This window comes from Litoribacter populi (genome assembly GCF_007483685.1).
Lineage (GTDB): Bacteria > Bacteroidota > Bacteroidia > Cytophagales > Cyclobacteriaceae > Litoribacter > Litoribacter populi.
On sequence record NZ_VMKN01000001.1, the window covers coordinates 1,378,440 to 1,402,709 of the forward strand.

23 protein-coding genes are annotated in these 24,270 nt (G+C 46.9%); 7 read left to right on the plus strand and 16 right to left on the minus strand.

Annotation, left to right across the window (positions count from 1 at the left end; all coding sequences use genetic code 11):
• Nucleotides 1–6: 6 nt before the first annotated feature.
• The 16 genes from FPL27_RS05995 to FPL27_RS06070 form a co-directional block, all read right to left on the minus strand.
• Entirely contained in the window at nt 7–204 is a 198-nt protein-coding gene (locus FPL27_RS05995; RefSeq protein ID WP_143960222.1) for a hypothetical protein, read from the minus strand.
• Nucleotides 205–278: 74 nt separating this feature from the next.
• Nucleotides 279–1,412, minus strand: coding sequence for a serine hydrolase domain-containing protein (locus FPL27_RS06000; protein ID WP_143960223.1), 1,134 nt, complete (start codon nt 1,410–1,412; stop codon nt 279–281).
• A gap of 55 nt (nt 1,413–1,467) precedes the next feature.
• Nucleotides 1,468–2,271, minus strand: coding sequence for a helix-turn-helix transcriptional regulator (locus FPL27_RS06005; RefSeq protein ID WP_143960224.1), 804 nt, complete (start codon nt 2,269–2,271; stop codon nt 1,468–1,470).
• 789 nt (nt 2,272–3,060) lie between these two features.
• Nucleotides 3,061–7,077: a phage tail protein gene (locus FPL27_RS06010; RefSeq protein WP_143960225.1), complete on the minus strand. Its 4,017-nt coding sequence runs from the start codon at nt 7,075–7,077 to the stop codon at nt 3,061–3,063.
• Nucleotides 7,074–7,691: a tail fiber domain-containing protein gene (locus FPL27_RS06015; protein WP_185974312.1), complete on the minus strand. Its 618-nt coding sequence runs from the start codon at nt 7,689–7,691 to the stop codon at nt 7,074–7,076. Before FPL27_RS06015 ends, FPL27_RS06010 begins: the two co-directional genes overlap by 4 nt.
• Before the next feature lie 193 nt (nt 7,692–7,884).
• Nucleotides 7,885–8,313 (minus strand): hypothetical protein, encoded by a 429-nt coding sequence (locus FPL27_RS06020; protein ID WP_143960227.1) that lies wholly within the window; start codon nt 8,311–8,313, stop codon nt 7,885–7,887.
• Nucleotides 8,310–12,188, minus strand: coding sequence for a coiled-coil domain-containing protein (locus tag FPL27_RS06025; protein ID WP_143960228.1), 3,879 nt, complete (start codon nt 12,186–12,188; stop codon nt 8,310–8,312). Before FPL27_RS06025 ends, FPL27_RS06020 begins: the two co-directional genes overlap by 4 nt.
• Nucleotides 12,189–12,194: 6 nt before the next feature.
• A complete protein-coding gene (locus FPL27_RS06030; protein WP_143960229.1) occupies nt 12,195–12,383 on the minus strand; it encodes a hypothetical protein in 189 nt (62 codons plus the stop codon).
• A gap of 11 nt (nt 12,384–12,394) precedes the next feature.
• Entirely contained in the window at nt 12,395–12,877 is a 483-nt protein-coding gene (locus FPL27_RS06035) for a hypothetical protein (protein ID WP_143960230.1), read from the minus strand.
• Entirely contained in the window at nt 12,877–13,389 is a 513-nt protein-coding gene (locus FPL27_RS06040; protein ID WP_143960231.1) for a hypothetical protein, read from the minus strand. Before FPL27_RS06040 ends, FPL27_RS06035 begins: the two co-directional genes overlap by 1 nt.
• A 6-nt stretch (nt 13,390–13,395) precedes the next feature.
• Nucleotides 13,396–13,923: a hypothetical protein gene (locus tag FPL27_RS06045; RefSeq protein WP_143960232.1), complete on the minus strand. Its 528-nt coding sequence runs from the start codon at nt 13,921–13,923 to the stop codon at nt 13,396–13,398.
• 3 nt (nt 13,924–13,926) lie between these two features.
• A complete protein-coding gene (locus FPL27_RS06050) occupies nt 13,927–14,430 on the minus strand; it encodes a hypothetical protein (protein WP_143960233.1) in 504 nt (167 codons plus the stop codon).
• Complete coding sequence (locus tag FPL27_RS06055; protein WP_143960234.1) at nt 14,403–14,939, minus strand: N-acetylmuramoyl-L-alanine amidase; 537 nt, start codon at nt 14,937–14,939, stop codon at nt 14,403–14,405. The genes FPL27_RS06050 and FPL27_RS06055 overlap by 28 nt, the downstream gene beginning before the upstream one ends.
• Nucleotides 14,936–15,448 carry a phage holin family protein gene (locus tag FPL27_RS06060; RefSeq protein WP_143960235.1) on the minus strand — a complete coding sequence of 171 codons (513 nt, stop codon included), beginning with the start codon at nt 15,446–15,448 and terminating at the stop codon, nt 14,936–14,938. Before FPL27_RS06060 ends, FPL27_RS06055 begins: the two co-directional genes overlap by 4 nt.
• A gap of 3 nt (nt 15,449–15,451) precedes the next feature.
• On the minus strand, nt 15,452–16,567 hold the full coding sequence (locus FPL27_RS06065) for a hypothetical protein (protein WP_221936582.1): 1,116 nt from the start codon (nt 16,565–16,567) through the stop codon (nt 15,452–15,454).
• A 65-nt stretch (nt 16,568–16,632) separates the two neighbouring features.
• Nucleotides 16,633–17,649 (minus strand): phage protease, encoded by a 1,017-nt coding sequence (locus tag FPL27_RS06070; RefSeq protein WP_143960236.1) that lies wholly within the window; start codon nt 17,647–17,649, stop codon nt 16,633–16,635.
• 173 nt (nt 17,650–17,822) lie between these two features.
• Here FPL27_RS06070 and FPL27_RS06075 point away from each other — a divergent pair, with 173 nt between their 5' ends.
• Genes FPL27_RS06075 through FPL27_RS06105 form a run of 7 tightly spaced genes read left to right on the plus strand, consistent with a single transcriptional unit; the run spans nt 17,823 to nt 24,269 of the window.
• Nucleotides 17,823–18,272 carry a MerR family transcriptional regulator gene (locus FPL27_RS06075; RefSeq protein WP_143960237.1) on the plus strand — a complete coding sequence of 150 codons (450 nt, stop codon included), beginning with the start codon at nt 17,823–17,825 and terminating at the stop codon, nt 18,270–18,272.
• Nucleotides 18,269–19,768, plus strand: a complete 1,500-nt coding sequence (locus FPL27_RS06080) for a hypothetical protein (RefSeq protein WP_143960238.1) — start codon at nt 18,269–18,271, stop codon at nt 19,766–19,768. The genes FPL27_RS06075 and FPL27_RS06080 overlap by 4 nt, the downstream gene beginning before the upstream one ends.
• Before the next feature lies 1 nt (nt 19,769).
• Nucleotides 19,770–20,180, plus strand: a complete 411-nt coding sequence (locus tag FPL27_RS06085; RefSeq protein WP_143960239.1) for a phage protein Gp36 family protein — start codon at nt 19,770–19,772, stop codon at nt 20,178–20,180.
• A gap of 22 nt (nt 20,181–20,202) precedes the next feature.
• A complete protein-coding gene (locus tag FPL27_RS06090) occupies nt 20,203–22,815 on the plus strand; it encodes a phage portal protein family protein (RefSeq protein WP_143960240.1) in 2,613 nt (870 codons plus the stop codon).
• Nucleotides 22,812–23,294, plus strand: coding sequence for a phage virion morphogenesis protein (locus tag FPL27_RS06095; RefSeq protein ID WP_143960241.1), 483 nt, complete (start codon nt 22,812–22,814; stop codon nt 23,292–23,294). The genes FPL27_RS06090 and FPL27_RS06095 overlap by 4 nt, the downstream gene beginning before the upstream one ends.
• A gap of 1 nt (nt 23,295) precedes the next feature.
• Complete coding sequence (locus FPL27_RS06100) at nt 23,296–23,736, plus strand: hypothetical protein (protein WP_143960242.1); 441 nt, start codon at nt 23,296–23,298, stop codon at nt 23,734–23,736.
• Between the two features lie 29 nt (nt 23,737–23,765).
• Nucleotides 23,766–24,269 (plus strand): hypothetical protein, encoded by a 504-nt coding sequence (locus tag FPL27_RS06105; RefSeq protein ID WP_143960243.1) that lies wholly within the window; start codon nt 23,766–23,768, stop codon nt 24,267–24,269.
• Nucleotide 24,270 lies beyond the last annotated feature (1 nt).

The following is a 24,270-nucleotide window of genomic DNA, read 5'->3' on the forward strand; positions in this document are numbered from 1 at the left end:
TCTGCTTTATGTTCTAATTTTAAGCCAACTTCCCTTTACTGCTGAGATTCTCCCTGACTCCAGGCTTTCTTCAGGCAGTACCGTGAATCCATTTTTCAAATAAAAGGAAAGTGGTGAGATGTAGATTTCCCCATTACGTCTTCTGGATCCTGCCAAGTTTTTCGCAACCCTTGAAACCTGGCAGGTTTTTTTGGCTTCCCTCATTCCAAATTTGGTTCACCTTGGATTTGCACGGGGTCCAGCTGCCGGGTAGTGATGGTTTTCATCGTTTGATTTGATTACTTTTCTTGTTTGGGGTTATGGTCCAGTACTGCATTTATCAGGTAGTCTGATAGTATTTCCTGTGATTGGAGATGGCCTTGGAAGGAGCCATACATTGAGCTTGTAATCACCACTGACAGGGAAAGCTCGGGTATGACTGCGATCTTGCTTCCTCCATTGCCAGACATGTAAAAGGTGGGGTAGGAGTCATCCGGTCCCAGATCCTGTAGCCATAACAAATACCCATATTGGTATTTGGAACCTTGGAAGTCCCTGACGAAAACCTGAGGGGTGGCAGATTTCCTTACCCAATCCTGGGAGAGCAGTTGTTTTCCCTGCCACTGTCCTTCATGCTGCATGAGCATGGCAAGCTTCAGGTAATCCCTGCTTTTTAAGCCCAGACCGCCACCTGTCATAGGGCTGCCCATGGGGGTGATTTGCCATTTTACGTTTTCAATACCCAATGGCTGGAATAGGTACCGGTCTGCAAAATCCTCCAGTTTCATGCCGGTACTCCTTTCCAAAATGCCTCCCAGTAATACAGTACCGGCCGTGCAATAACTGAAACTCCTGCCAAAAGGGAGTTCTTCAGGTTTGGTGGCAAAGCCAGCATAGCCACGTATCGGTAGATCCAGAAAGAACCTATAATAATCCTCAATCAAATACATCCTTTCTTCATTTCCCCTGGAAAATTGGTTGTCATCGTCACATTCCAGTGTAGCACTCATGGTAAGGAGGTCTTCAATGGTTATTTCGTGTTTCCGGGGGTCGGGATTCAGGAATGGTTGTTGGTCTTCAAAATAGGCAGCGACAGGCTCTTTTTCTGAGGGGATAAAACCATTTTCGATAGCCAATCCAATGAGCATACCCGTGATGCTTTTGGTGGCTGACCGGGTGTCGTGGTGGGAGGCCTCAGCGTATCCATTGTAGTACTTTTCATAGAGGGTAACCCCATCCTGGGCTACCAGTATACTGTTGATGTTTTTGAATTGCCCATTCTTGATGGCACTGTCCAAGGCGATGATTTTTGGATGGGAAGCCATATCCAAAGGATTTCCGGATTTGTGGCTCTGTAATCGTTGCTGTCCCTGAGCCGTAAAAGGGTTAAAATTGGCGATAGCCAGAATCAGTAGGAGGTATATTGTCTTCATGTCTTTTAAGTTTTTACAAGGCTAAGGAGATTCCAAGCATATAAATAGAATGGTATTAACATGTGCTCAGCAAAGCCCGATATTTTGCCGGGGTGGTGTGCATAAAAGCCTTAAACCACCTGTTGAAATGGCTTTGGTCGGCGAAGCCACAGGCATAGGCAATTTCTGTAAGGGAGAGGTTTTGTTGCGGAAAAAGGGAAATGGATTTTTCGATTCTAAGCCTTCTTACATAGTCGCTTAGGGTCATTCCGAAATGTTTTGAAAACCCCCTTGACAGGTGGACGGGATGGATATTCAATTCATCGGAAAGCTTCTTCAGCGATAGTGGCTCCTGATAGGTGTCATATAGATAAGTTAGGACTTGCTTGGGCCATAGGGTAAGAGGATAGGTTTTAATGGCCGAAAGTTTCCCGATGATATTTAGGGTAATTTCTTCTATGGCTTGGCAAAAGAGGTCATCCACCATTTGCATCTCCCTAAACATCCTGTAGAACTCCAGTTTTACAGCCGGATTTTGAACCAAAAAACTGCCTTCCGACAATTGGTTGTCCATAGCTTGTCGCACGTACCAATTGTCCTCGATTTCCAAATGGAGGCCTCTGGCAAAACCTGGTGGCTTGAGGTTGTAATGGGGATCTTGGGAATTGTGGAATAGCAAGGATCCTGCGCCACAATGGTTGCGGTCCTTTTTGTTCTCTTCGTAAAGGTTTCCCGCTAAAATAAAGGTAAAGTAGGCATTTTTGTGATAATGCCAATCCACCCTGTCATGGGTATAAATGGTGTCGGTGACCGTAAGCCCATGGAGGTTTTGGGTATTGGTGGTTTTGCCGAAAAACACGCCTTCTTCTAATGCTTGCATGCATGGGGTGTGGGCTAAAATAAAGCCAAGTAAGAAATGTGCCTGTAACCGATTCTTTGGGGGAAGGATAGGGGTGGGGGTGTCCGATTTGGGACAGGGAGTGGGCGTTTTCGGATGGATGGGTTCACAACAAAGGGGTACCCCAAGGGAGGGTTCTGTCCCTTCTGGCGGGGTGCTGAGCACTGAGCGTGAGCAATTGGCAATTATAACCATGAGCCAATTAATTTGGATAATTGGCTCAACTATGCCAAAAAAATGAGCTGATTACAAATGCTGATCGGCTCATGCGGCAGCCCAATCTGAGGTAAGCAGATGTTTCTCACTGCTTACCTCAATTAGGGTGGATTTTATACCAGGCAAAAAAAAACAATCATGTCATATAATTCCAGCATTTAAAATCGCCAAATCCAAAAGTACCAAAAATCGCCCCAATTTAAAAAACAAGATGTCCCATTTTTAAGTATATTTGAGAAGGCTTTAAAAACACTTTAAAACCCTCTCAAATGGCATACAACATCAATAATTCATTACAATCCACTCGGGTTTTTTCTTGCGATTTGTCCTACTGGAGCTGATAGTTCTCTCTATTTCGACAATCTTCCAACTGATAGGCGTCTTTAATTTTGGTTTTACTTTTTCCATTATTCTATTATTTGAGTTAAATTTGAATTCCACTAGTAACTAAAAAGCGCATTTCTGCACAGAAAGACCTTACCTCCGGTCAGTGCAGGAATGCGCTTTTATCTTGGTTACTAGTGGAATATTAACTCGAGATGGCCGGGGGTTCTTTTACTCCGTGCCCGACACATTGTACATCCAGTATTGCCCATCGAATTTGAATGTGTGGCACCAGCCAACAGCCCCGCCCAACCCAAACTGGGTTGAAATGGTGTACAACTGTCTTCCGAATATTTGCTTGCCTGCCAACTGTGGGTTGACAAATACGGCTCCTCCTCCGACACGCTTTATGATGATCTCACGGCCACGGTGCGGGTCTGTAGGCAGGTTGATGCCGATCTGGCCGCTGTTGTAGGTGGTTATAAAGTGATCGGTATCTGAAACGGTGTAATTGGAGCTAACTTGCCTTGTACCTGTGGCCAACGCCCCGTTCAGTTCTAGCCCACGTCCGCTGCCTACGGAATTCCCTGTAAGACCGTCCCTCTGTCCGATCTGAACCGTGCCGCCGAAATAGGCAGCAAGCCCACCCGCTACACCAACTAGCCCCACAACGCCCGCATTTAGGCCGTCATACAGCCGCCTGCAAATTCCTATCAAACTCCCGAAAACCGTGTTACCAACCCCCGTAGAAGCATTGACCCCTGAGGCATTTGAAAGCACCCCGTTGCCTGAAACCCTCGTCACGTCATCATTGCTTGTACCCGGGATATACTTAGTAAACCTCAGACCACCTACCGGACCGCCCCCATTCGGATCACTTTCAAATTCATCGGAAAGCTCCACGGAAAGAAAATCCTGTTGGTTCCAGAACCTCATTCTATTGTTTGCACCATCGATCAGCAGACGTCTACCGCTTTCTGAAGTCCGCACAAAACGAACCCCCAAATTTTCGATATAAGCCAGTTCAGCCAATAGCAAGCCAGTGGCCACACTCTCCAGCGAAGCCCCGAACACATTCCACCTTGCCGTATTGGTCGGAACTACATTGGAGAAACTGCCTGCATCCGTCCTAGTCACATAATACTGGTCATTGTGCTTCACACATTCCACCCTTGTGGCTGAACCCATATATATCGCCGAACTGCTATAATTTCCCCTGTAGGTGACAAACGGACCTCTTGGGCCCTGTGGGCCTGTGTCGCCTCGGTCCCCCTTGTCTCCTTTATCCCCTGTATCTCCTTTGTCACCTTTTACCCCTCGATCACCCTGATCACCCTTGTCTCCTTTGTCTCCTGCATCACCCTGTACGCCCTTTGCTCTCACAGGCACACCCCATTGCCCCCTAAGATTACCCTCATCATCCTTGATGCCCGAAGTCATCCAGAGATACTCCAAAGCGCCAACCTCAGGTTGTGCAACTGTCCAGCCCAAAGGCTCATTTTCGGCATAATCCAAAGTAGGCGGTGAAGTGGTGCTGCCGTTTTTGGCAAAACGAAACTCAGTATAATCAGCGGTCACCCCCTGACGGCCTGTAAGCCTTGTAGGACCACTCCAACCCGTCCAGTTGCCTTCTCCATCCAGTATCTCGGATATCACCCAGACAAATTCAGGCGCAATGCCGAAATGAAATCTATTACCGTTTTCATCCTCTATGATATTCCCGTCATTGTCTCCTAGGAAAATATACCCGTCCGATTGCGGAATGGTCAAGGTCCAGTTTGGCGGGTTGGCGGTGTTGGATTGCAGGGAAGGCGCATCGGTAGCGCTTTCGCCTACCCTGAACATGAGCCTTCCGGCACTTCTACCGTCTTCGCCTTTCGGCCCACGGATGGGGCCTACGTTGTTCCAGTTTGAGCCGTCCCATGTCCAGCCATCCCCTGCAATAATGTAGGTGTCACCATCGACATTTCCACTTGAGGGCAATTGTCCAGTACTGGTAAGTGTCCCTTTGAACTGAATACCCGTGCCGTCCTGACCCTTTAGCGCTTTGGCCTGCCATTGGCCCGGGTTGAGGCTTGGCTTTCTGTTTGAATTTGGCGTGTCATCGATATACCTCCAAGTACTTCCTTCATCCGTCACCTCATCGCCTTTGTAATAAGTCACGCTTGGGTTATAGGCTCCACGGAAAACGCCTATCATTTCGGATGCCCCCCCTTGGTTTTGCACCAATACGCCACGTAGGGTCAATGCATCTTGGTTGGTCACGTTCCAATCCAAAGCGCTGGAATTGTCGCCTATCCTGAACTGGTTTTGAACGAGGTCGAAATAGTTCAGGCCATTGAGCGACTTTATCCGACCAGTTGTAATGGTGTCGCCATTGATGAAGGTCATGCCATGGGTTAATGCAATATCCCGCCTGCCTTCCGAAACCGCATAAAGCACCCCTATGGAAAACCAATAGAAACCCGCTTCATGTTCGGCTGTGAGTTGCTGGGTGGACAATTCCCAAGTGCCTGTCAGCTGGGTTATACTACACCTTGCATAAATGTAATAGAGGCTCGCATTCTGCAAACCTGTGAAGCTCCTTGCATCCATTGCCCAGGTAAAGCCCAAGCCTTCTATTTCCAGCTCCAAGTGATTCAGCTGCCCTGCGCTGACCTGCAACTGTGCCGGATTGCCGTTCCAGTTTGGCTGAAAGCGGACACCAGCAAGTTGGAAGTTGCTTGATTTGGCTCCCACGGAAAGCATCATCGTCTCAATGCTCAGGGGCTTGATGTTTTCGGGATCGAAATAACCATCAGCATCAAATACCGATTGCTGAAGCTCCCTGAAACGTGAGGCGTTTTGCCTTGCCAGCTCAACAGCTCTACGGTCAACCGATCTGATTACTTTCTGATTGTTGACCGTCTGCTGTATCAGCTTTTCCTGCACGGTGTAAGGAACAGTCTCGGATATGGTAGCAGTGATTTGCTCAGGACGTGAAAGGGGAAAGGAAAGCTCGCTTATCCTGATTACCGCATCAAGCCCTAATCGGGCATCCAAAACCCGCACACGGTCACCTACCTTGAGACTGATGTTGATGAGCTTGACAAGCAAAGGGTCAATGCTCAGCCCATAAGTCACCTGCGGAACGCTGTTCTGGTTCAACAGCTCCTGTGTCGCATCCTGAACCCTTTGTTCCGCATCCTCAATATAGCTTTCCGGCATACGGATATCCACCAGCTTGTACCTGTCATTTAGAAGGGCGGTTCTTGTCTCGTTTGGCAAAACATAACCATCATCCTCCTGAAATGGACTGAAATAGATTGTCCTAGTCGCATGGTCATAGCGATAGACCTCAAATTCATTACCTGCCAATGAGCCCGTGGTAAATACTATTTTTGCGGGGGCATGTTCAAAAAGGTAATTATTGATGTCAAAATCTAGGGAGGTATCCGTGATTTGTAAAGGATCTTCCTCATTGATGGATGTCACGATTCCAGTTCTTTCAGGGAAAATATCCTCAAATATCACTGAACCTTCCCGAATGCCGTACAGGTCTATGTTCCTTTCAAGGTATTTGCCCTCAAAGGTCACCCGATTGGCACCGTTCCGATAGTTGAAATCAATGTTTTTCGACCCTCCAAAACCGTAAAGCCTTGTCACCAAATTGGCATCCGAAATATTCTGTCTAGTTAGGCTGTAAAGTCCATTGCCTTTGCCATACTCAAACACCAAAGTGGTGTCGTTGCCTACCAGCTTCACCAAGTCAATAACACGCCCTGCAAGACGGTATTCCAAACCGAATTCCTGTGCTATCTTGGTTAATGCCACACGGCAAGACTCGGAGGTGAAGGAAATCAGCTTGCCTTCAGTCTCTTCTACCTGCCCGACCTGCCAGCCTGTCTTGATCTGGTTGATGTTGCCGACAAGCAGCAAAAGAAAGTCCTCAGCGGTTCCGAAATAGGAGAAATCAGCCTCGCCCTCGTGCATGATGATCTTGTCATACAGGCCATAGATTTCGCCCTCAAATACGGGATTGTATTCGATTTTGTTTTTGGCGTGGACTGTGGCTTCAGGCACCTGATTAAGGTAGAATTTCTCTGCACCCACCTCAATGTAATCACCCAACTGGAAGTCAATGGGAGCGGACACAAAGACCTGAACGGTCACTTTGTGCTCACCTAACAACTGGTGGTTGAACACGCTCTGTTGGTCCAGCTTTAGGGTGGTTATGATATTGCTATTTCGGAAAATGCTAAGGTTCATATTCCAAGTTTTTCTTTTATCAGGTTTAATTCACCTTTCAGTCTATTATTTTCCTCTTTCAGTTCTTGAACGGATTTAATTAAGAGACCTGTCATGGTTACACTGTTGTAAAAATCATCATGGGTTTTAACCTCACCCTTAATAGTTTTGAAATTATCTTTGTCGATAAATTCTTTTCTATCATCATCTTTTTTCTTTAATTTAATCTCCTCAGGAGCATCAGAATCCAATAAAAATCCAATACATCCTTTAACCCCTTTATGTGGGGTTGCCCAGCCATCCAAATCATCTTTGTAGTCAAACTTTTTGATCTTCAGTTTTTGAAGGATATCTAATGCGGAATCACTAAACTCTTCAATGTTTTCCTTGAACTTTGGAGATGATCCTGGGTCTGATAAATTACCGTTATGCCAAACAGTTCGAACATTCCCCCAACCTGATTCGCGAGACGTCCGAAACTGTAAAAAATCTGTATCATTAGCCATCCAAATTTGAGCTGAACGTGTAGATGAGTAATTTACATGAATACCCATTCCCGCAAAGTCAAAGGGTGAATTTACTCCTGTTGCTCGAAAAAAACGACACCCCTGAGCAAAATTATTAGAATCACTCATTGAGGAGTTAGTTAAACCCTGTGACCCTAAACCGAAATCACCTTGCTTTAGGAAGGATAGAATGCCGTTAAGGTCATTTACATCTATATACTCCCCGTTTCCGTTGTCCACGTTTCCGATGAGAAGTTTGTCATTTGTCTTGATGCCGAGCCTGCGCTGCATGCCCGACCAGAATCTTAATACTGCCATATTGTTAGTCTATTTGAAATGTTTGTGTTGGGTAGTCGTCGAGGAGGGAGAGGGTGAATGTGGCGACCACATCACCAGCCAGCCCGCCCGAAAACTCAAAATCACTCATGGCCCTGTACAGTAGTTTCCACCGCTGGCCCAATTCCATGTTATCAAGGTTTATCCGCTGGCCACTCATCAGTTGAGCCTTCAGAGCCGCCAGCTTCACACGGAAATCAGCCAAGCCCTTCCCCCAGAGAAATACAGGCAGTTCCAGTTCCCTGGACTCATAATACACCTGCGAAAGGTCCCTATCCGTCCCGTCCTCATCCTCCCAGCTGAAGGAATACCCCTCCTTTGCCTCCGGAGCCTTAAGCAGCTCCTCCAAAGTCCCGTCCTTGAAGTACAGCCCATAAGCCTGTATGGCATCATTGCCGTTTATTCTGTATATCATATTCCGAAGTCTCTACTTGTTTGGTCTTTTTTGGTGTTTTTGGCGATGGTTTTTAGCTCTGTTACAGCTCCTCTCAACTCCACCACCGTAGCGGCCGTATTGGCCTCTATCATGGCTGAGTGTTGCATCATTTTCATAGTGGCGTCAAAGTGCTGTTTTTCGACCATGAACCGCTTTTCGTTTAGCTCAAGGTTACGTTTGGATAGATCGTAATCGGCTCTTTTGAGTCCTGCTAATTCACTGGCTGTGGCCTCTGTCATCTCACGCCTGATCGCACCCTGTAGGCCTCTTTGTTGGGAACTCTCTGCATTACTCAGGTCAACCCCGGTTATTTCTTCAACCTGCTTCCAGTACTCAGCCGCATCTTTTCCTATCCCTTCATACATAGCCCTCAGCTCATTGATTTCGGCCTCTGTTGGGGTGCCCTCGTTCATCATCCTTGCGAGCTCCTCATAAAAGGGCTGCATGGCCTCCTCCATGTATTGGTAGCGGAAGGTATTTTGAATGGCACGCCTCATTATTTCTTCAAAGGAATCCCCAAAATCCTGAGCAGCCATTTTGCCGTTTCTAAACAAATCGGTCATGGCATCGGAAAGGCCCGCATTGTTGGTGCCTGTCAGCATCTCATTGAGTTGACGCTGTAAATCCTCTACATCAAGCCCAACTGATTCAAGCTCCTCCCTTAAAGCCTTCAGTGCCTCAAAATCTGCTTTGGCCTGACCTTCAAGTCTGCCCTCCATGTACAGCTTTTCCAGCCGCTCATAATCCGACCCTGCAAGGGAGGCCATGATATCCCAAGTCTTGGCCGATCTGAACCAAGTACCATGTTTATAGCCCTGCCCCTCTACAAACTCCTGCCCCTGCAGGGCTGAAAAAATCTTATTATAAGCCTCCTCAATTTCGGGAGCCTGGAATTTCAAAAGCTCCAGCTGTTTGATAAGGGCATTGTACGCCGTCTCACCTCTACCAGCTTGGTCCATTTCCCTTTGCCTCATGAGGGCTTGATATTGCATCTCACCCTTTATCGCATCATCATAGAATTTTTGGATTTCCTCTCTTGCCGCCCTGTTTTCATCCTTGGTACGGCTACTAATTGTAAAGAGCTTTGCCGCTGTATTGAATAGCCCGGTGATTCCAGCAATCAGAGCGGTAGGGTCTCCTGTTAAGGCACCTTCCAAAACATTTAGATTAGCCTGTACATACTCGCCGTACACAGTCATCATGTTGGCGGTTTTCTGCAAGCTTTGCCCCAGCTCATTGTTTATGCCCCTAAGTGATCGGGATATCTCATTGAATCCTCTGGAAGCCTCAAACAGGGAATTGGCGGATCGGTCAATGATGGCCTGTTTGGAATCTGCCAATCTTTTTTCCACATCAGTAATCATGGTCTCACTGATGGCGCCAGCTTCTATCAGCTCATTCAGAAGGTTTTCGCTTTCCTGAATAACCCTCCTGATAGCCATCACGCCCATTCTTTCCACCCCGCCAAAAAGATCCTGAAACAATCCCAGTGATTTGATTTGCTGATCCTTGAGGTTAGCCATTTGCTCCCTATGCCTCGCCTTGGCAATCTCCGCCTTGTCATATTCCCCAGCCTCTAATAAAAGGGTCAATTCATCTTGAAACCGTTTTTCCTCAGCCAAGAATTTCTCTTGAAAAGTCTGGTTGTCCTTTAGGGCTTGGTCATAGCCCTGCCTCCTTCTTTCCTCATCCTTTCTCTCATAAGCCTCCCTTTCGGAAATCAAAAATTCAAACCTTTCTTTTTCAGGCCCGGACATTTCAGTTTTCATGGCCAGCTGATCATATTCGGCCTGAATCAGGTCAATATATCTTGTAGCCGTGTCCAGCTCCTGGCCATATCGTTCATTTGCACGTTCCCTTCCTACCTCAGCCTTATAAGCCTCATACTCTTCATAAAGCTTCCTTCTTTCCTCCAGCTCCTTGGTAAGCACCTTGGTTTCCTGCCTATACAGCAGGTCGCTTTCGGCTTGCGTCTGCACCTCATCCAGCCCGGTAAGGTCTATCCTTGCCTCCTTGTTTTTTGGGTCGGCATTGAACCGCTCCACCAGCTCCCGGGCTTTGGCAAACTTGTCACGCAAAGCCTGTAGCTCCTCCTCATCCTTGGTCAGGGATTTACGGGCATACTCGGCATCCAATGCGTCAAGCTTATCCATAAGGGTTTGACGCTTCTGTAAAATGGAATCACCCTCTACATTTTTCTTGTTTGGGTTTTTGGGATCGAAAATGTTCAGGCCAGTTCCAGCGGCAAGCCTCTGGAAACCTGTAATGATTTCCTCAAATTCTTTTGCCTCCTTTTCGGCGGCTGAGTTAAGTTCTTGTAATTGAAAAGTAATGGTATTTACAAGGTTATCAGCTGAAGACCTGTTGGAGCTGGCACCAGTTCCGGACATCTTCAATTTCCCCTGCATTTGCTTGGCTTGGTTTTCTTGAGCTTCAATTAGCTTTTGCTCAAGCTCAAATCTCTTTTGCTCACGCTCGACCATCTTCTCGGCGGCCTGATCGGCGGCCACTTTGGCGGCGGCCTTATACATGACCATTTGCACATACCTATCCGCATTGTCGATAAGCTTTTGCTCTACCTCATTAAGTGAAGTCACCTGACCCACTACCTGACCAATGCCCTCATTGTATTGCTCAATCACATCCTTAGCGGCTACCATTCCCTCTTTGGCCAGCTGTATGTTTGCCTTTAGGGTTGATAGCTCGGTGATGGATTTCTTGTAATCAGTGGATTCCACGGACTTTGCCAAGGCATCCTGACTAATTTTAAGAGCGTTCAATGCATCCTTACCGGAAAACAATCCCCTAAGCCATTCCCCAATTTCCTTTCGGTACATCGCAATTATGGCAATACCCGCCATCAGGGCAGTTTGCCAACTCAATATGCCGGACACCACCTGTTTGAATACCGATGGGGTATTTTGCCCCTCTGCATTCAGCTTTTGGGTTTCGGCGCTCATCCTGCCGATTTCCTCGACCATGGAGGGTAGATTGGAAGCCAGCCCCGTCAAGCCCATTGATGCGGAATGGGCAAAGGAGGTGAAGTTTCGACTTACCCGTGTCACCGAGCCATCCAGCTTGTTAAAATTCACCTCCTGATTACCAAGGGTTTTCCCTTGGTTGGCTATTTCGGCTGTAGTGGCTTTGAGGTTTGCCCGTAGTTCTACCTCCTTGGCCGCTAAAGCCGCCTGAGCCTTGGTAAAATCGTTGGCTTTGATTTCCCCTTCCTGAAACCTTGTGTTAAGGTCTTTTTGGGCTGCACTTACTTCTTTCAGTGCCTCCTTATTGTTGATGAGTTGTAATAAAAGCCTTTTGGATTCTGCATCCAAGTTCTTGTAGGCGTTGGTGCCTTCCTCCAGCAAGCCCCGGTATTGGTCAGATACGGCAGAAAGCAGGGTATTCCTTTCCTGCAACACTTGGTTTTCGGTAGCGGAACCTGTGCCTTGCTGATCGGGTGCTTTGCCCTCGAGGGCGTTGCGGAGCTGGGTTTCGGTAGCGGATAGTTTGGCTAGGGATTTTTCGTATTCTTCAGCTCCGATTTTACCGGAGCGGTAAAATTCCTCCAGCTGGGATTTGATGGCAATCAGTTTCTCCAGCTGTTCACGTGCCTTGTCTATTCCCAGTGAAGAAGCTAGGGCACCCGTCATGCCCGAGCCCTGCACTGATTTTTTGTAAGCTTCCACCTCTTTGGCGGAATCGGAAAACAGCACGCCCATCTTTTGGCTCACCGCCTGGGCGGATTTTTCGGCCGATGCCTCTACTCCTTGGATTTCGGCCTTTACTTTGGCCGCTTCGGCTTTCGCCTCCTCGGAGTTGATTAAAAACTGTACGGATATAGGCTCGAAGTTTTCCATTTTGCTTTATAGGCCAAAGAGGCCGTCAAGGTCTTTTTTACTTGCTTTTCTTACTATTTTGTCGGCTTTCACAAAACCCGGTTGGTCTGCTATCATCAGCATGATTTGCGCTCGAGGCACCTTCCAAAGTACCTCATGCATGGTCCAGCCAAACAGCTTGCAGACTTGGTAATGAAAGCCAAAAGGGCTATGCATGCCAGTAGCTTTTAACTCCCTTTCTCCTGATGACCCAGATTCGGCAACGTAATCCTCATTAGGCTTACCGATTTGGTAGTAATCATAAAATCCTGTACACCGCCGTGGATGAGTAATACCATGGCAATGGTATAGATATCGGCCGATTTGGCGTGCCACTTGAGATACCACGCCAACGGGCGGGTAAAGAGCTTGCCAGCCCAATAGCCGTTTAGCCAGGCACAGGCCACAGCCTTGTTAAGCTTGTCACCATGCCGCACCTTGATGGCCAAGGCATCCTCTGTACTGATGTCGGTAAGGTCATCTATTTGGAGACCTGTAGACAGGTAGTAGCTGGCCACTCGGGTAAGGGTGCCGTCATAGGGGGCGGTGACCCTCAGGGAGATTTCTTTTTTGCCTATCCACCGTAGAAAAAAAGGAGCGCGCATTGGCAATCGCACGCCCCTTTTTAAAATCAAGTCGGCGGCTAGTTTTTCTTTAGCCGGGTTTTCCATTAGGCCGGGTTACGCTTGTAGGTTGAGGACAACCCTGCAACAAGTGGTTGCTGTGGCTTTACCTGAATCTGGATCATGGTCATACCCACCTTGGTAGGAGCCGGGATGAGCTTACCCATCACTTTACCCCTACGGATGCCATAAGTCGAACCATCCTCCAATTCAAATTCAAAGGCCATTTCGATGTCTTCAGCCGTGTCTCCTTCGTTCCATTCGTCTGGCTCACCCTCTACAGATACTACCGTACCGCCAAGGTACTTGTGGCAGTTGGCCGCTGAGGTGTCCATAAGGGAAAGGGCTAGGTTCTTAGCACCTTTCCTCTGCACGGAAATGATAGGATCATCTTTCAGCTCTGCCGGGTGATCCGTTACCGTTGGATCATCTTGGGTAAAGGTGATGGTATCTCTATAGATTTCTCCCACATCTTCCAACTCCACCGCCAAACCCGTCACAGGGTCGATAAGGCTTGCTTTTACGGAGCGCACCCCGTATGAAAATACTTTTGTTGCCATTGCTTATTATTGGTTAGATTGATTTTCCTTTTCGGCAGCTTCAATAGCCGCTTTCAGATTCTCCAGCTTGATGTTATGGGCTGGCTTCTTTCCAGTCAATTCCTGGAACCTTGCTGACAAAGCCTCACGCTCATCAACTTCTTTGCTTTCCTCCTTTGGGGATTCTTCGTCCTTTGGAGTCTCATCCGCTGGAGTTTCACCTGCTGGAGCTTCGTCCTTTGGAGCCTCATCCGCTGGGGCTTCATCCTTTGGCGTTTCGTCCTTTGGAGTCTCATCCGCATTGATGGTCAGGGTTGCACCTTTTACAGCGTCACCCGTTTCGGTCTCCTCCGTTTCCTTTGCTTTCACAAAAGCCTCTACCAACCGTCTGGTATAGTGACCCACTTTCTGATCCTTCAAGGTCTGTCCATGGGAATCGGCCTGATGCGCTGTAAAGAATGCCCTGTCATCTGAAGTCATAAATACCTCATCTTGCTTGGGGTATGTGGCGAATATTACTTTCAGCTTATCCGCCCTTGTATTGTGTTTTGCCATCTTTTAAAAGAGTTTAAAAGGGTTTTTAACTTTATTTAAAACTCGCAGTACTCCGACTGCTACAGACCCTAGGGCCAAGAGGTACACCCACCATGGGAGCCTCCAACTTTTGCGGGTAACCTTGGAATCCTCTGACCGCTCCGACCAGTTATGTGAGTAGGTTTCCCCGCTTTTTTCGCTCGAGAGCGTGGACCGTGCAACGGGCTTGGCCTTTGCCCGATAGGTTACGCCCTCATCCGTAATACTCAGCTCCAGTTCCATTCCTCCGCTTTGGGTTCTGATCACCTGAGGGATTTCAGAAAGCGGTTTTAAGGGGTAGTCACCTTTCAGAATGTCTCCGAAATATTCGGTATCTATTCGGGTATTTTCCCTCGCTACTTCAATCAGGCTCTTTTCCTCCTGATCATGGGTAGAGACTACCCTAGTAGAAGTACACCCGCCAAGAGCTAAGGCCACTGCCAGACCAAAGCAACCTGAACCTATAATGAGTATTCGCTTTGTCTCCATACCAGTTTTTTAGATTGCATGGCCACCTTACCGGTGATCCACTTGTATTCTGGGATTGCACAAAAGCTCGGACAGTCCTTAATCCGCTCCCATGGATCTATTACACCATTGCCGTTTTTGTCCGGACTTGCGTCACGGTGTCCGGCAATCTTGATATGCTCAATGGACTGGTGCTTTTTCAGGACCTCCATTACCTCGTTGATTACATAGAGGATGGAAGCCTTTTGCTCATCCGTGCGGGTGTCCACCGCCTTATTCACGTTCTTTCTATCCACACCGCCTTGATAGGCTATGTGTATAGAATTACTGTTGAATCCCTGCACCCCATTACTCACCCGGTCTATCGGCATCAATGGCTCAATGGTGCCATCCGTATAAATAAAGAAGTGGTAACCGTCATTTTTCCAGCCTGGGCCTTGGGGCTTTGGTGTTCTCCACCATCTTCTGATTGCGGCCACATCGCCAAATCCCGCTGTACAATGAATAAAGATGTTGTCTATCTGTCTCATAGGTTCCAAAAGGAATTTACTTTCTTCTGTAGTGCTGAAATCCAATGCGTTTTTTCCTTTCCATGTAGCTCCGAGATGTTTTCCGAAATACTTACTATCAGCTCAAGCACCGTCTGTATCACGAAAAAGACATGCATCCAATCCAGTATGACAGCGGCAGTTTCATTGCCCTGAAATTTATAGCTGGAGGCCATTACGTGAGTGAGAGAAATACAAAGGAGATAGCCAGTAGTCTTGATGGAAAAGCGGCTGAGCTTATTGGATTCAAAAGGCTCTTTTTTCTTTCGGGAATTGACTATTCCCGATATCAATTCAAAGGCAAAGGCAACCAGCAACACGCCAAACGCCAAGGCATCCAATCCGAATATCCGCACCACCAACACACTCAAGGAGCTGACTGATAGGGTAAGGGTAGTGATGCCGCTATACTTCAGGCTGGGAGTGAGACTGACGGCAAATTCCGTCAGACTCCCATACCCAAAGCTGGCCAATAATTTGCCCGCCCACATCGATTAGACAGTTGGGGTTTGTCTCAGCAATGCCACACCTTCATAACCTGCCCTTCTGGCTCTGGAACCAGACCTTGCTAGGAAGGAATACAGGTCACCGTAATAGGTAGGGTCTCCAATGGTCTGGAAGGCCTTTACCCCAGACCAAGCGAATTCCACAGCGTTCTCATACCAGAACAATGCGGCATCGCAATGGTCGGTGTCGCCTACCTCTCCCGGAGCGATGATGCCACCGTCACCATCAGTCCTCAACACCGTGCTTCTGGATTCGATATTCCACCCCTGTACCTTGTACATGATACCTCTCCTTCTTTCCTCCTCAGTCACTGCCGCCATATAGGTAGCCGTTATCAATGAGTCAGCAGGGAACAAATCAGCCTCCATTTGAGGAGTCAAAAGCGCATGCATTTTACCTTCAAACCATCTACCTTCATTCTTGAACTTGGTAGCCATTCTTTGAAGGTCAACCAATGCCGCTTTTTTCCTTTCACCCGTGGCACCCGTAGCCGTAGCCGCAGACGCATCACCGGAGGTCAACAGGATATTTTTACTAGGTAGGGTGGTAGCTCCATAAACCCCGTACACAGGGCTGTTCACCCAGTTATACAAAGTTTCCTCCGCTACTACTTCCACCAACTTGTCGTTGTCTTCACCAAGTACGGAACTACGCTTATCATAAGTCAGCTCCTTGGTGTCTGCATCTGGAATTACTACAGGATCGGTGGTAAACTCATCGATTACATACACGATATCCGTATCATTCCTTTTGCGAACAGCGGCAGGCAGGTTGGCTCTATTCTTGACCACGTTACCAGAACCTCCGGACTGAGGGATATGCACCACTTTACCGCCTATGACATACTCATCCGCATTGAAGGATTTCCGCATAAAGGTATTTTTCTTGAAAATCTCCTCCTCGATATGGTTTTGCCATATCTCTACGGTTATGGCCATAAAGGCCGTGTCCTTGACAAGCTGGGGAGCTACCAAGGGCAGTACCACGCCTGCGGTCATTACAGTACCTGCTACCGCATAGGCATTGAGGCCAAGGTAGGTTTGTGCGGCCGCTCCGATGAACATTGCCATCACTACATTAAATAGGAATTTGATCCACTTCATTTGATTATAAAATTTAGGTTGATGATTCTTTGAAAGGTTGTTTTAAAAGCTTTTAAAAGGTGCTTTTAACCCGGATAGTCTTTTTTGAATTTTTCTTTATACTTGGCCTTAAAGAGGTCGAAGTTTTCAGCCTTCAGCTGGATAAGCACCCCGCTTTTGTCCATTTCGCTCCAGCTCAATTTTTCATATTGAGAGCTGTTGTCTGCCTTGCTTTGGTTTACTTGCTCCTTTACAGAGGGAGCGGAGGCAATACCGTCTAGGATAGCCTTGGTAGTGTCAAAGTCAGTAGCGGCCAACTTTACAAAATGGGCTTTCTGATCGGCGGTGATTTTTCTGGCCGTTACGGCACCGTCCACCAAAGCGGTAATCTTAGCCTCAGAAGCCAGCTTGATTTGAGTATCAAGTTTTTCCTGTACTTCGGTAACCTTTTGCTCAGCTTCGCTTTTCTCGGTGGTCAAAGTGTCTATGGTGGTCTTTTGCGTGTCCGCTAGCGTCACCAGCTCTTGGATTTTGGCCTGTACTTCCTCAGGCTTGGCGTCAGCGGCTAGCCCGATGATAGGCAATACAGCATCAGCCGATAATTGAATTAGCTTCATGTTATTGGAAATTTGAGTTAGAAAATCTTGGGAAAGGGTGATGAGGTTTTCATTCTCATCGTATAGAGCCACGGCCAAGGCCTCAGGATTACAGCCGATATCCGCTAGGGATATCTCCACCATCTTAGACCTCCAAAGCCATACTTTGCCGTCCAGGTTACGCCACTCTATGGGAACCAACCCGGCAGAGGCCATCCGTAGGGTTCCATTCTCGACTTTGTTCATGATGGACACTGCAAACGTGTCAGTTGTGTCGAATGCCGGAACACCGGAAAGCTTGCCGTCATTGATTTCCAAATCCAAAAAGTTACCCAAGGGCAATATCTCATCCCTACTTACGCCCTTTGGCCGCTGGTGCATCCAGAGCATTAAGGGATTCAATACATAGGCGCTCAGGTCTATGCCTTCTGTTCTCACAGAGAAATCCTTAATGTTTTCCGCTTCAGTGGAGATGGTAAACCGCTTGGTACTTTTCTTTAGTGTCATGTGCTGTTGGGCTTTTTATCGCTCGGTATGACACAAAGGAAAAGCGGTTTTTTCGCCCCTGAAAATCAGCTATTTCTAAGCTTGCACTTACTGCTAGCTTAAGCTTACACTTACTGCTAGCTTAGAAAATCACAATTTTCCAAAGCCCTATATATAGCGCACTTTTGGGGTATATGGCAACAAAAGGACTTACCAACGCACAAAAAAAGGACTGGGCAAAGACCCTAATCACAAAGGAAAAGCTTACCCAAAAGGAAGCCGCTTTGAAAGTCGGTGTATCTCCCCAGACCATGAACAAATGGTATAAAGAGGAAGGCTGGGAAAAGCTACAGCGCAATTTCCTGCTGACACGAGAGGAGCAAATGAGCCTGCTCTTAGAGGAGCTGGTTGAAATCAATGAGTTCGTCAAAACCAAAGAGGCGGGGCAAAGATTTGCGGACAGCAAATTGGGAGACGTAAGGCGTAAACTGGTAAAGGACATCAAGGAGCTGGAAACCTCAGCCGCCTTGCCCGAAATCATACACGCCTGTACCCAACTGCTGGAATTTATCCGAAAGGTGGATTTAGAAAAGGCTCAGGAGCTGAGCAGATATGTTGATGCATTTATCAAATCAAAGCTATGAGCCAAACTACCGTAAGACAGGCCGCTAACGATTGGGATAAATACATACGTGACCTCCAGCGGTCGACAGTCGTAGACCAATCCGAATCCCAGGAGGAAAAGCTAAAGCGGATCAAGAGGCTAGAGGCCAATGATGAGGAATGGTTTAAATACTATTTCCCCAACTACTATTCCTCCGAGCCTGCCGCCTTCCATAAAGCCAGTACCAAAAGGATCATGAACAATCCCGAATGGTACGAGGTACGGGCATGGTCTAGGGAGCTGGCCAAGTCCGCACGTACGATGATGGAAGTGATTAAGCTGGCCATGACCAAAAAGAAAAGGTCTGTATTGCTTATTTCAGCCTCTAAAGAAGCGGCTACCAACCTTCTAAAACCTTACAAATTAAACTTTGAGAATAACAACAGGCTCATAAACGATTATGGCAATCAAGAGACCTATGGTTTTTGGGAGGAGTCCAAGTTTATGACCAAGATGGGATGCTCCTTTGTTGCCATCGGTGCAGGTCAATCCCCGAGAGGTTTCAGGAATGAAGAGGTAAGACCTGATGTGGTTTTGATGGATGATTTTGATACCGATCAGGATTGCCGTAATTCTGAAATAGTAGACAATAAGTGGGAGTGGTTCGAGCAGGCTGTATATGCCACACGGTCTATTTCTAAACCCATGCTGGTGATATTCTGCGGTAACATCATAGCGGAAAACTGCTGTATCAAAAAGGCCATCAAAATGGCCGATCACCACAGTGTCGTAAACATCCGAAACAAGGACGGCAAATCATCATGGCCTCAGAAAAACACCGAGGCAATGATTGATAGGGTGCTATCAAAGATTAGCTGGGCTTCCGCACAAAAAGAGTACTTCAATACACCCATCATTAAAGGGAAAGTATTCAAGAAAATCCACTATGGAAAAATGAGGCCGCTAAGGGAATACAAATTCCTAGTGGCCTATACAGATCCATCCTATAAAAAACGGGGTGATTACAAAGCCACTGTTTTAATAGGAAAATGGAGGGATGAATACCATGTGATCAAAATCTATTGTGATCAGGTCACCACTTCCGAAATGCTCGACTGGAATTACGAAATAATGAAGTGGGTAAATGGTGCGGTACCTGTCTATTTCTATATAGAGTGGCCATGGATAGATGAAAGCTTAAAAATGGAAATCAAGGAAGCCAACAAACGTCATGGCATTTCCATACACCCTAAACCTGATGAGCGTACCAAGCCTGATAAATATCACAGGATAGAGTCAGCCCTTGAACCGCTCAACAGAATGGTAAAACTAATCTTTAATGAAGCCGAGAAAGAAACCCATCACATGTGTAACATGGAAGGCCAGTTTTTAGCCCTGTCACCAACCAGCAAAGCAAATGATGACGGACCGGATGCAGTGGAAGGTGGTAAATGGGTAGTAGACCAAAAGACCGTTTCTGACTCCTCGCAGATCGACACTATTGAAAATTACAAAGTCAATTCTAAACGCTACTAATATGCTATTAAAAGAAGATTTCAATACACATCTATATGATGAGCTGATACAGGCTATCAGTCGGGAGGATGATGCTAAGCTAGACAAGGCCATCCAAGCCGCCGAAGGGCAGGCCAAGGGTTACCTTTCCCGATTTGACATTGACGCCCTTTTCTCCACCGAGGGGGAGGATAGAGATGAAATGCTATTGATGCACCTGAAGGACCTTGCTGTTTGGCATTTCATCACCATTGCCAATCCGAACATCAATATTCAGCTTGCTAAGGAAAGGTTTGATGACGCTATTAAAGAGCTGGGAAAGATTCAAGCGGGTAAAGTCGTACCCTACAATTGGCCCACGGCTACTAACCCCGAGAGTAACGGTTTTTTATTTCATTTTAAATCCAAGCCAAAACGGGAGACCAGCTATTAAAACCTTTTAAACGCTTTTAAAAATGCAAAGAAACAAAGATTTAACCAGCTCCAGAAAGGTTAAAAAGAACCCGGGAGGAGCGCCCATAAGTATAGTCAATCAACAAATTGACATCCGTCCTTTCGGAAGGCGTGAACAAGACGTTCCGAGCTGGAGAAATGCTCACAAATCAGCCGAGAGTATAATTCCCCGCAGGATATTGCTATATGACCTTTACGCTGATGTAGACTTAGATCCACATGTCGAGGCCGTCACTGGAAAAAGACGTGACGCTGTCACTACGGCCAACTGGCAGTTTGTAGGGAAGGATGGTAAACCCGTTGATGCCATCAATGAAGTAGTAGACAGTGTCGGTTTTGAGGAAATGCTACAGGAGATTATAAATTCCAAATTTTGGGGCTACTCCATATTAGAACCTACATTTTTTAAAGACTTTAATGGAAGATGGGAAATGGCGGCAAACCTTATCAATAGGTTAAATTACCGCCCAGAAATTGGGGTAGTGGCCAAGGACTACAGTACCGATGAGGGTATAAATATCCGTGAGGGAATCTATGCCAAAACAGTGATGGAAGTAGGCAAGCCAAATGACCTAGGGCTTTACCTTAAAGTTGCTCCCTTCCAGATTCTAAAAAGAGGAAGCGTAGGCGATTGGGCGCAATTTGTTCAAAATTTCGGAGACCCTCTTGTAGATGCAGTGTGGGATGGTTTCGATGAAAGCCAGCGGGTAAAATTGCTTAATGCCATTGCGGCCCTTGGCAGTGGTGGCGCAATCGTAAGGCCAGCGGGAACCGAGATCAACTTGATAGCCAATCCATCCAGTGCCAATGGAGACCTGCAAAAGAACTTTAAGAGTGAAATGAACAAGGAGATCTCGAAAGGACTTATTGGGTCTACGGAAACCACCGAGGCCAGCAGTGCAAGCGGTTACGCCCAATCCAAAACGCACGAGGGACAGGATGAGCGTAAGAATGAATCTGACATCAATTTTACCAGAAGAATTCTAAACAGCCGCTTCATTAAAATCCTTGGGGCCCATGGATTTGATGTACATGGTGGGCACTTCATAGTTCAGGGTGAAGATAACGAGCTCACTATGAAAGAGAGCTTTGAAATCCATAAAGGACTTCACGAAATGGGACTGCCTATGAATTATGATTTCTTTTATGACACGTACGGCATCCCCAAACCTGATAATAAATCTGACATCCTACGGCCCAAAACACAGGAGACGGAAGACACCGAGCAAAAGCCCGATAAAAAACCGAAAGCCAAACAAGAGCCAGAGGAGGGGCCAAAAAAAGAGGAGCTAAAAAGTATGTCCAGATTCCTTAAACTCGTCAGCGGTTTTTTTCCAAAAGCCCCGGGAGTGATGACGACCGGGGCGATGACGGACTGTTGTGGCAACCACCACACCATTAAGCTGGCACTTTCTGCCGAGCCTGATTATTCCAAGCTTTTCCAAAAGGTCAAAAAGGCCGAGGGAAAGGCTTGGCTCTATCCTGAATTGGTCTGGCACAATATCCAAGTGCTGTTGGATGGATTTGAAAGGGGCTGGAAAAACAAGGAGCTGGTAAAGCTAATGGATTTGGGCATTGCCTATGGAACCACAGACCCCAAGATGCATACCGCTTGGGAAATGAACCTGTTCAAATTCTCCACGGTCAAAGGAGCCTACCAATCAGCCGAGGTAAACAAGCTCTTTAGGCAGGCCAAAAACTTTAGGGAATTTGAGCGCATGGTAAAGAAAACCTTTGGGGTGACCAACCGCCAGTGGCTCATTACCGAGTACAACACCGCCTACCAGACAGCCGAGGCGGCCAGTACCTATTACAGGCTTTTGGAACAGCAAAACACTTTCCCATACTGGCAATACAAAACCATAGGGGATGATAGGGTAAGGGATAGCCATCGCTCCTTACATGACATCATATTGCCAGCCAACCACCCGCTATGGAAAAAGATATTTCCGCCTAACGGGTGGGGCTGTAGGTGCTATGTCGTGCCAAGGCTTGCAGGGGAAGTAGACCCGGCAGAGGTTGAGGCCAATATCAAGTTTGTAGAGGATTACTTGGCTACGGATGAGGAATGGAAGAAAGCCGCAAAGCAGGGCTTTGGTAGCAATGCCGCCGACACCATGGAGGTATTTGACAACTCCCAAAGCTATTCCAACAAACCAAAGGCCGTGGAAAAAAGAGCCGGAGACCTGACCGCCGAAAACTGGGGCATGAAGCCAGCCAAAGACTTGCAGGCCAAAGCCGAGAAGGAAGCCGAAAAAGCAGAGCGGGCTATCATGGATGAGCTGTGGGGAAAATTCAAAATCGAGGGCGGTCAGCTCAGGATAAACGACTATCGAAACCGAGAACTGAGCATGCCCAAACAGGCTTTTGATAAGCTGGCCGATACCGATGCCTATCTATATGCCGGGCAACTGGATAGCATCCTAAATAATCCTGATGAGGTATGGATTAACAACCAGCAGGGAGACGCTTTCGACAGCTTTGTATATCTCAAGTACTTCAAAAATGAAATCATCCGGGTAAACACCAGACTTGACGAAAGCGGCAACCTTAGACTCGTGGACTTTGGCACCGCAGACGAAAAAACCAGAAGGGGGCTGGTAGTCAAAAAATGAGCAAGATAGATTTATGGTTTGACAACTTTGACAACCGACTGGATGAGGCGGCGGGCATCATTGCCGAGACGGCTACCGAGTACTACAAAGAGCGGTTTATCAAAAAGGAATGGGACGGGCAGGCGTGGCCAGCCTATGGAACCCCAGACAGGGAGCCACAAAAGGGCAGTCTTATGATGCGTACAAACAATCTCTTTAGCTCGGTAAGGCCATCGGTAGTAGAACCTAACCGGGTGGTTATATCAGCAGGGAGCAATAAGGTAGGCTATGCCCGGGTACACAATGAAGGCCTTAGGGTGCGGGGCGTGCAGTACGTGCGACCGCACCACCGCAAAAGCCAAAAGAGCAAACCTCACCAAGTCAAAGGCCATGCCCGTAAGATTGATTTCACAATGCCTAAACGTCAGTTTATGGGCATCAACAAAGAGCTGACCGATAACATCATCAACCGCCTGAAAATGGCATTTAACCAAAAATGATATGCAATTTATCTATGAGAAAGTATTGGCAAAGCTTCAGGAAATCCCTGAGCTGAGATGGATAGACCTGGACAAAGGCCAGCTGGATAGCTACGAGACAAGGCCAAATGTAAACTTCCCATGTGCCCTTATCAGCATGCAGTTGCCGAGGTGTGAGGACTTGGGAGCCAAAAAGCAACAATGCACCGCTCTGGTTACGATTAGGCTGGGCTTTGACTTTTCGGGCAACACATCCTCAGTCACACCCGAGGCAGAGCGAGCCAAGAGCCTTGCCTACTTCGACCTTTGCGAAAAGGTATATCAAAAACTGCAAGGCTGGAATGATGAGAACATCAACAAATTCAGCCGCCAGAACTTCAGGGAGGAAAGAAGAGGGGACAATTACAAGGTAGTGGCCATTCCGTTTAGTAGTGGGTTCTTGGATTTCTCGGCGGCGATGTAGTTATTTGTTTTACACAAACACTTATAATCATGGCCCATTTAAAAAACAAACAAGAGCTTGAAGAATTTCTAAAGGATTTTCGTGAGGCGGTTCTAGAAGAATTTGAAATCCACGGTGATGCTACTTTTTTTCAAGAGCAGCATTTCAATGAAAGAATGGAAAGTGTAGGGGAAACATTCTCCATCTTGATTGGGAAAAAAGGAGTTAAGTCTTTAGAATCTCTAAAGCCTCAACAAGACAGTGTTATCAGCTTGCCGTTTATATATGGGTCACAACCAATATTAAAAAAGGTATTCAGTCAGTTGACAAGCTTGAAAAAAGGACAGTCAATCCATATTGATGTAAATCTCATTTTATCGGAAATGAAAGATTTTGACAAGGACTTAATAGACGAATTGAATCCAATATATCAGTTTAAAAGTAAAACAGACATCCTTAAGGAATTCATTGAATTTGCAATTGCTAATGTCGGCTTTAATGCTTCTGAGGGATTCTGTGATAAAATGAGAGGATTGTTTCTTGTTAAGAAGTAGC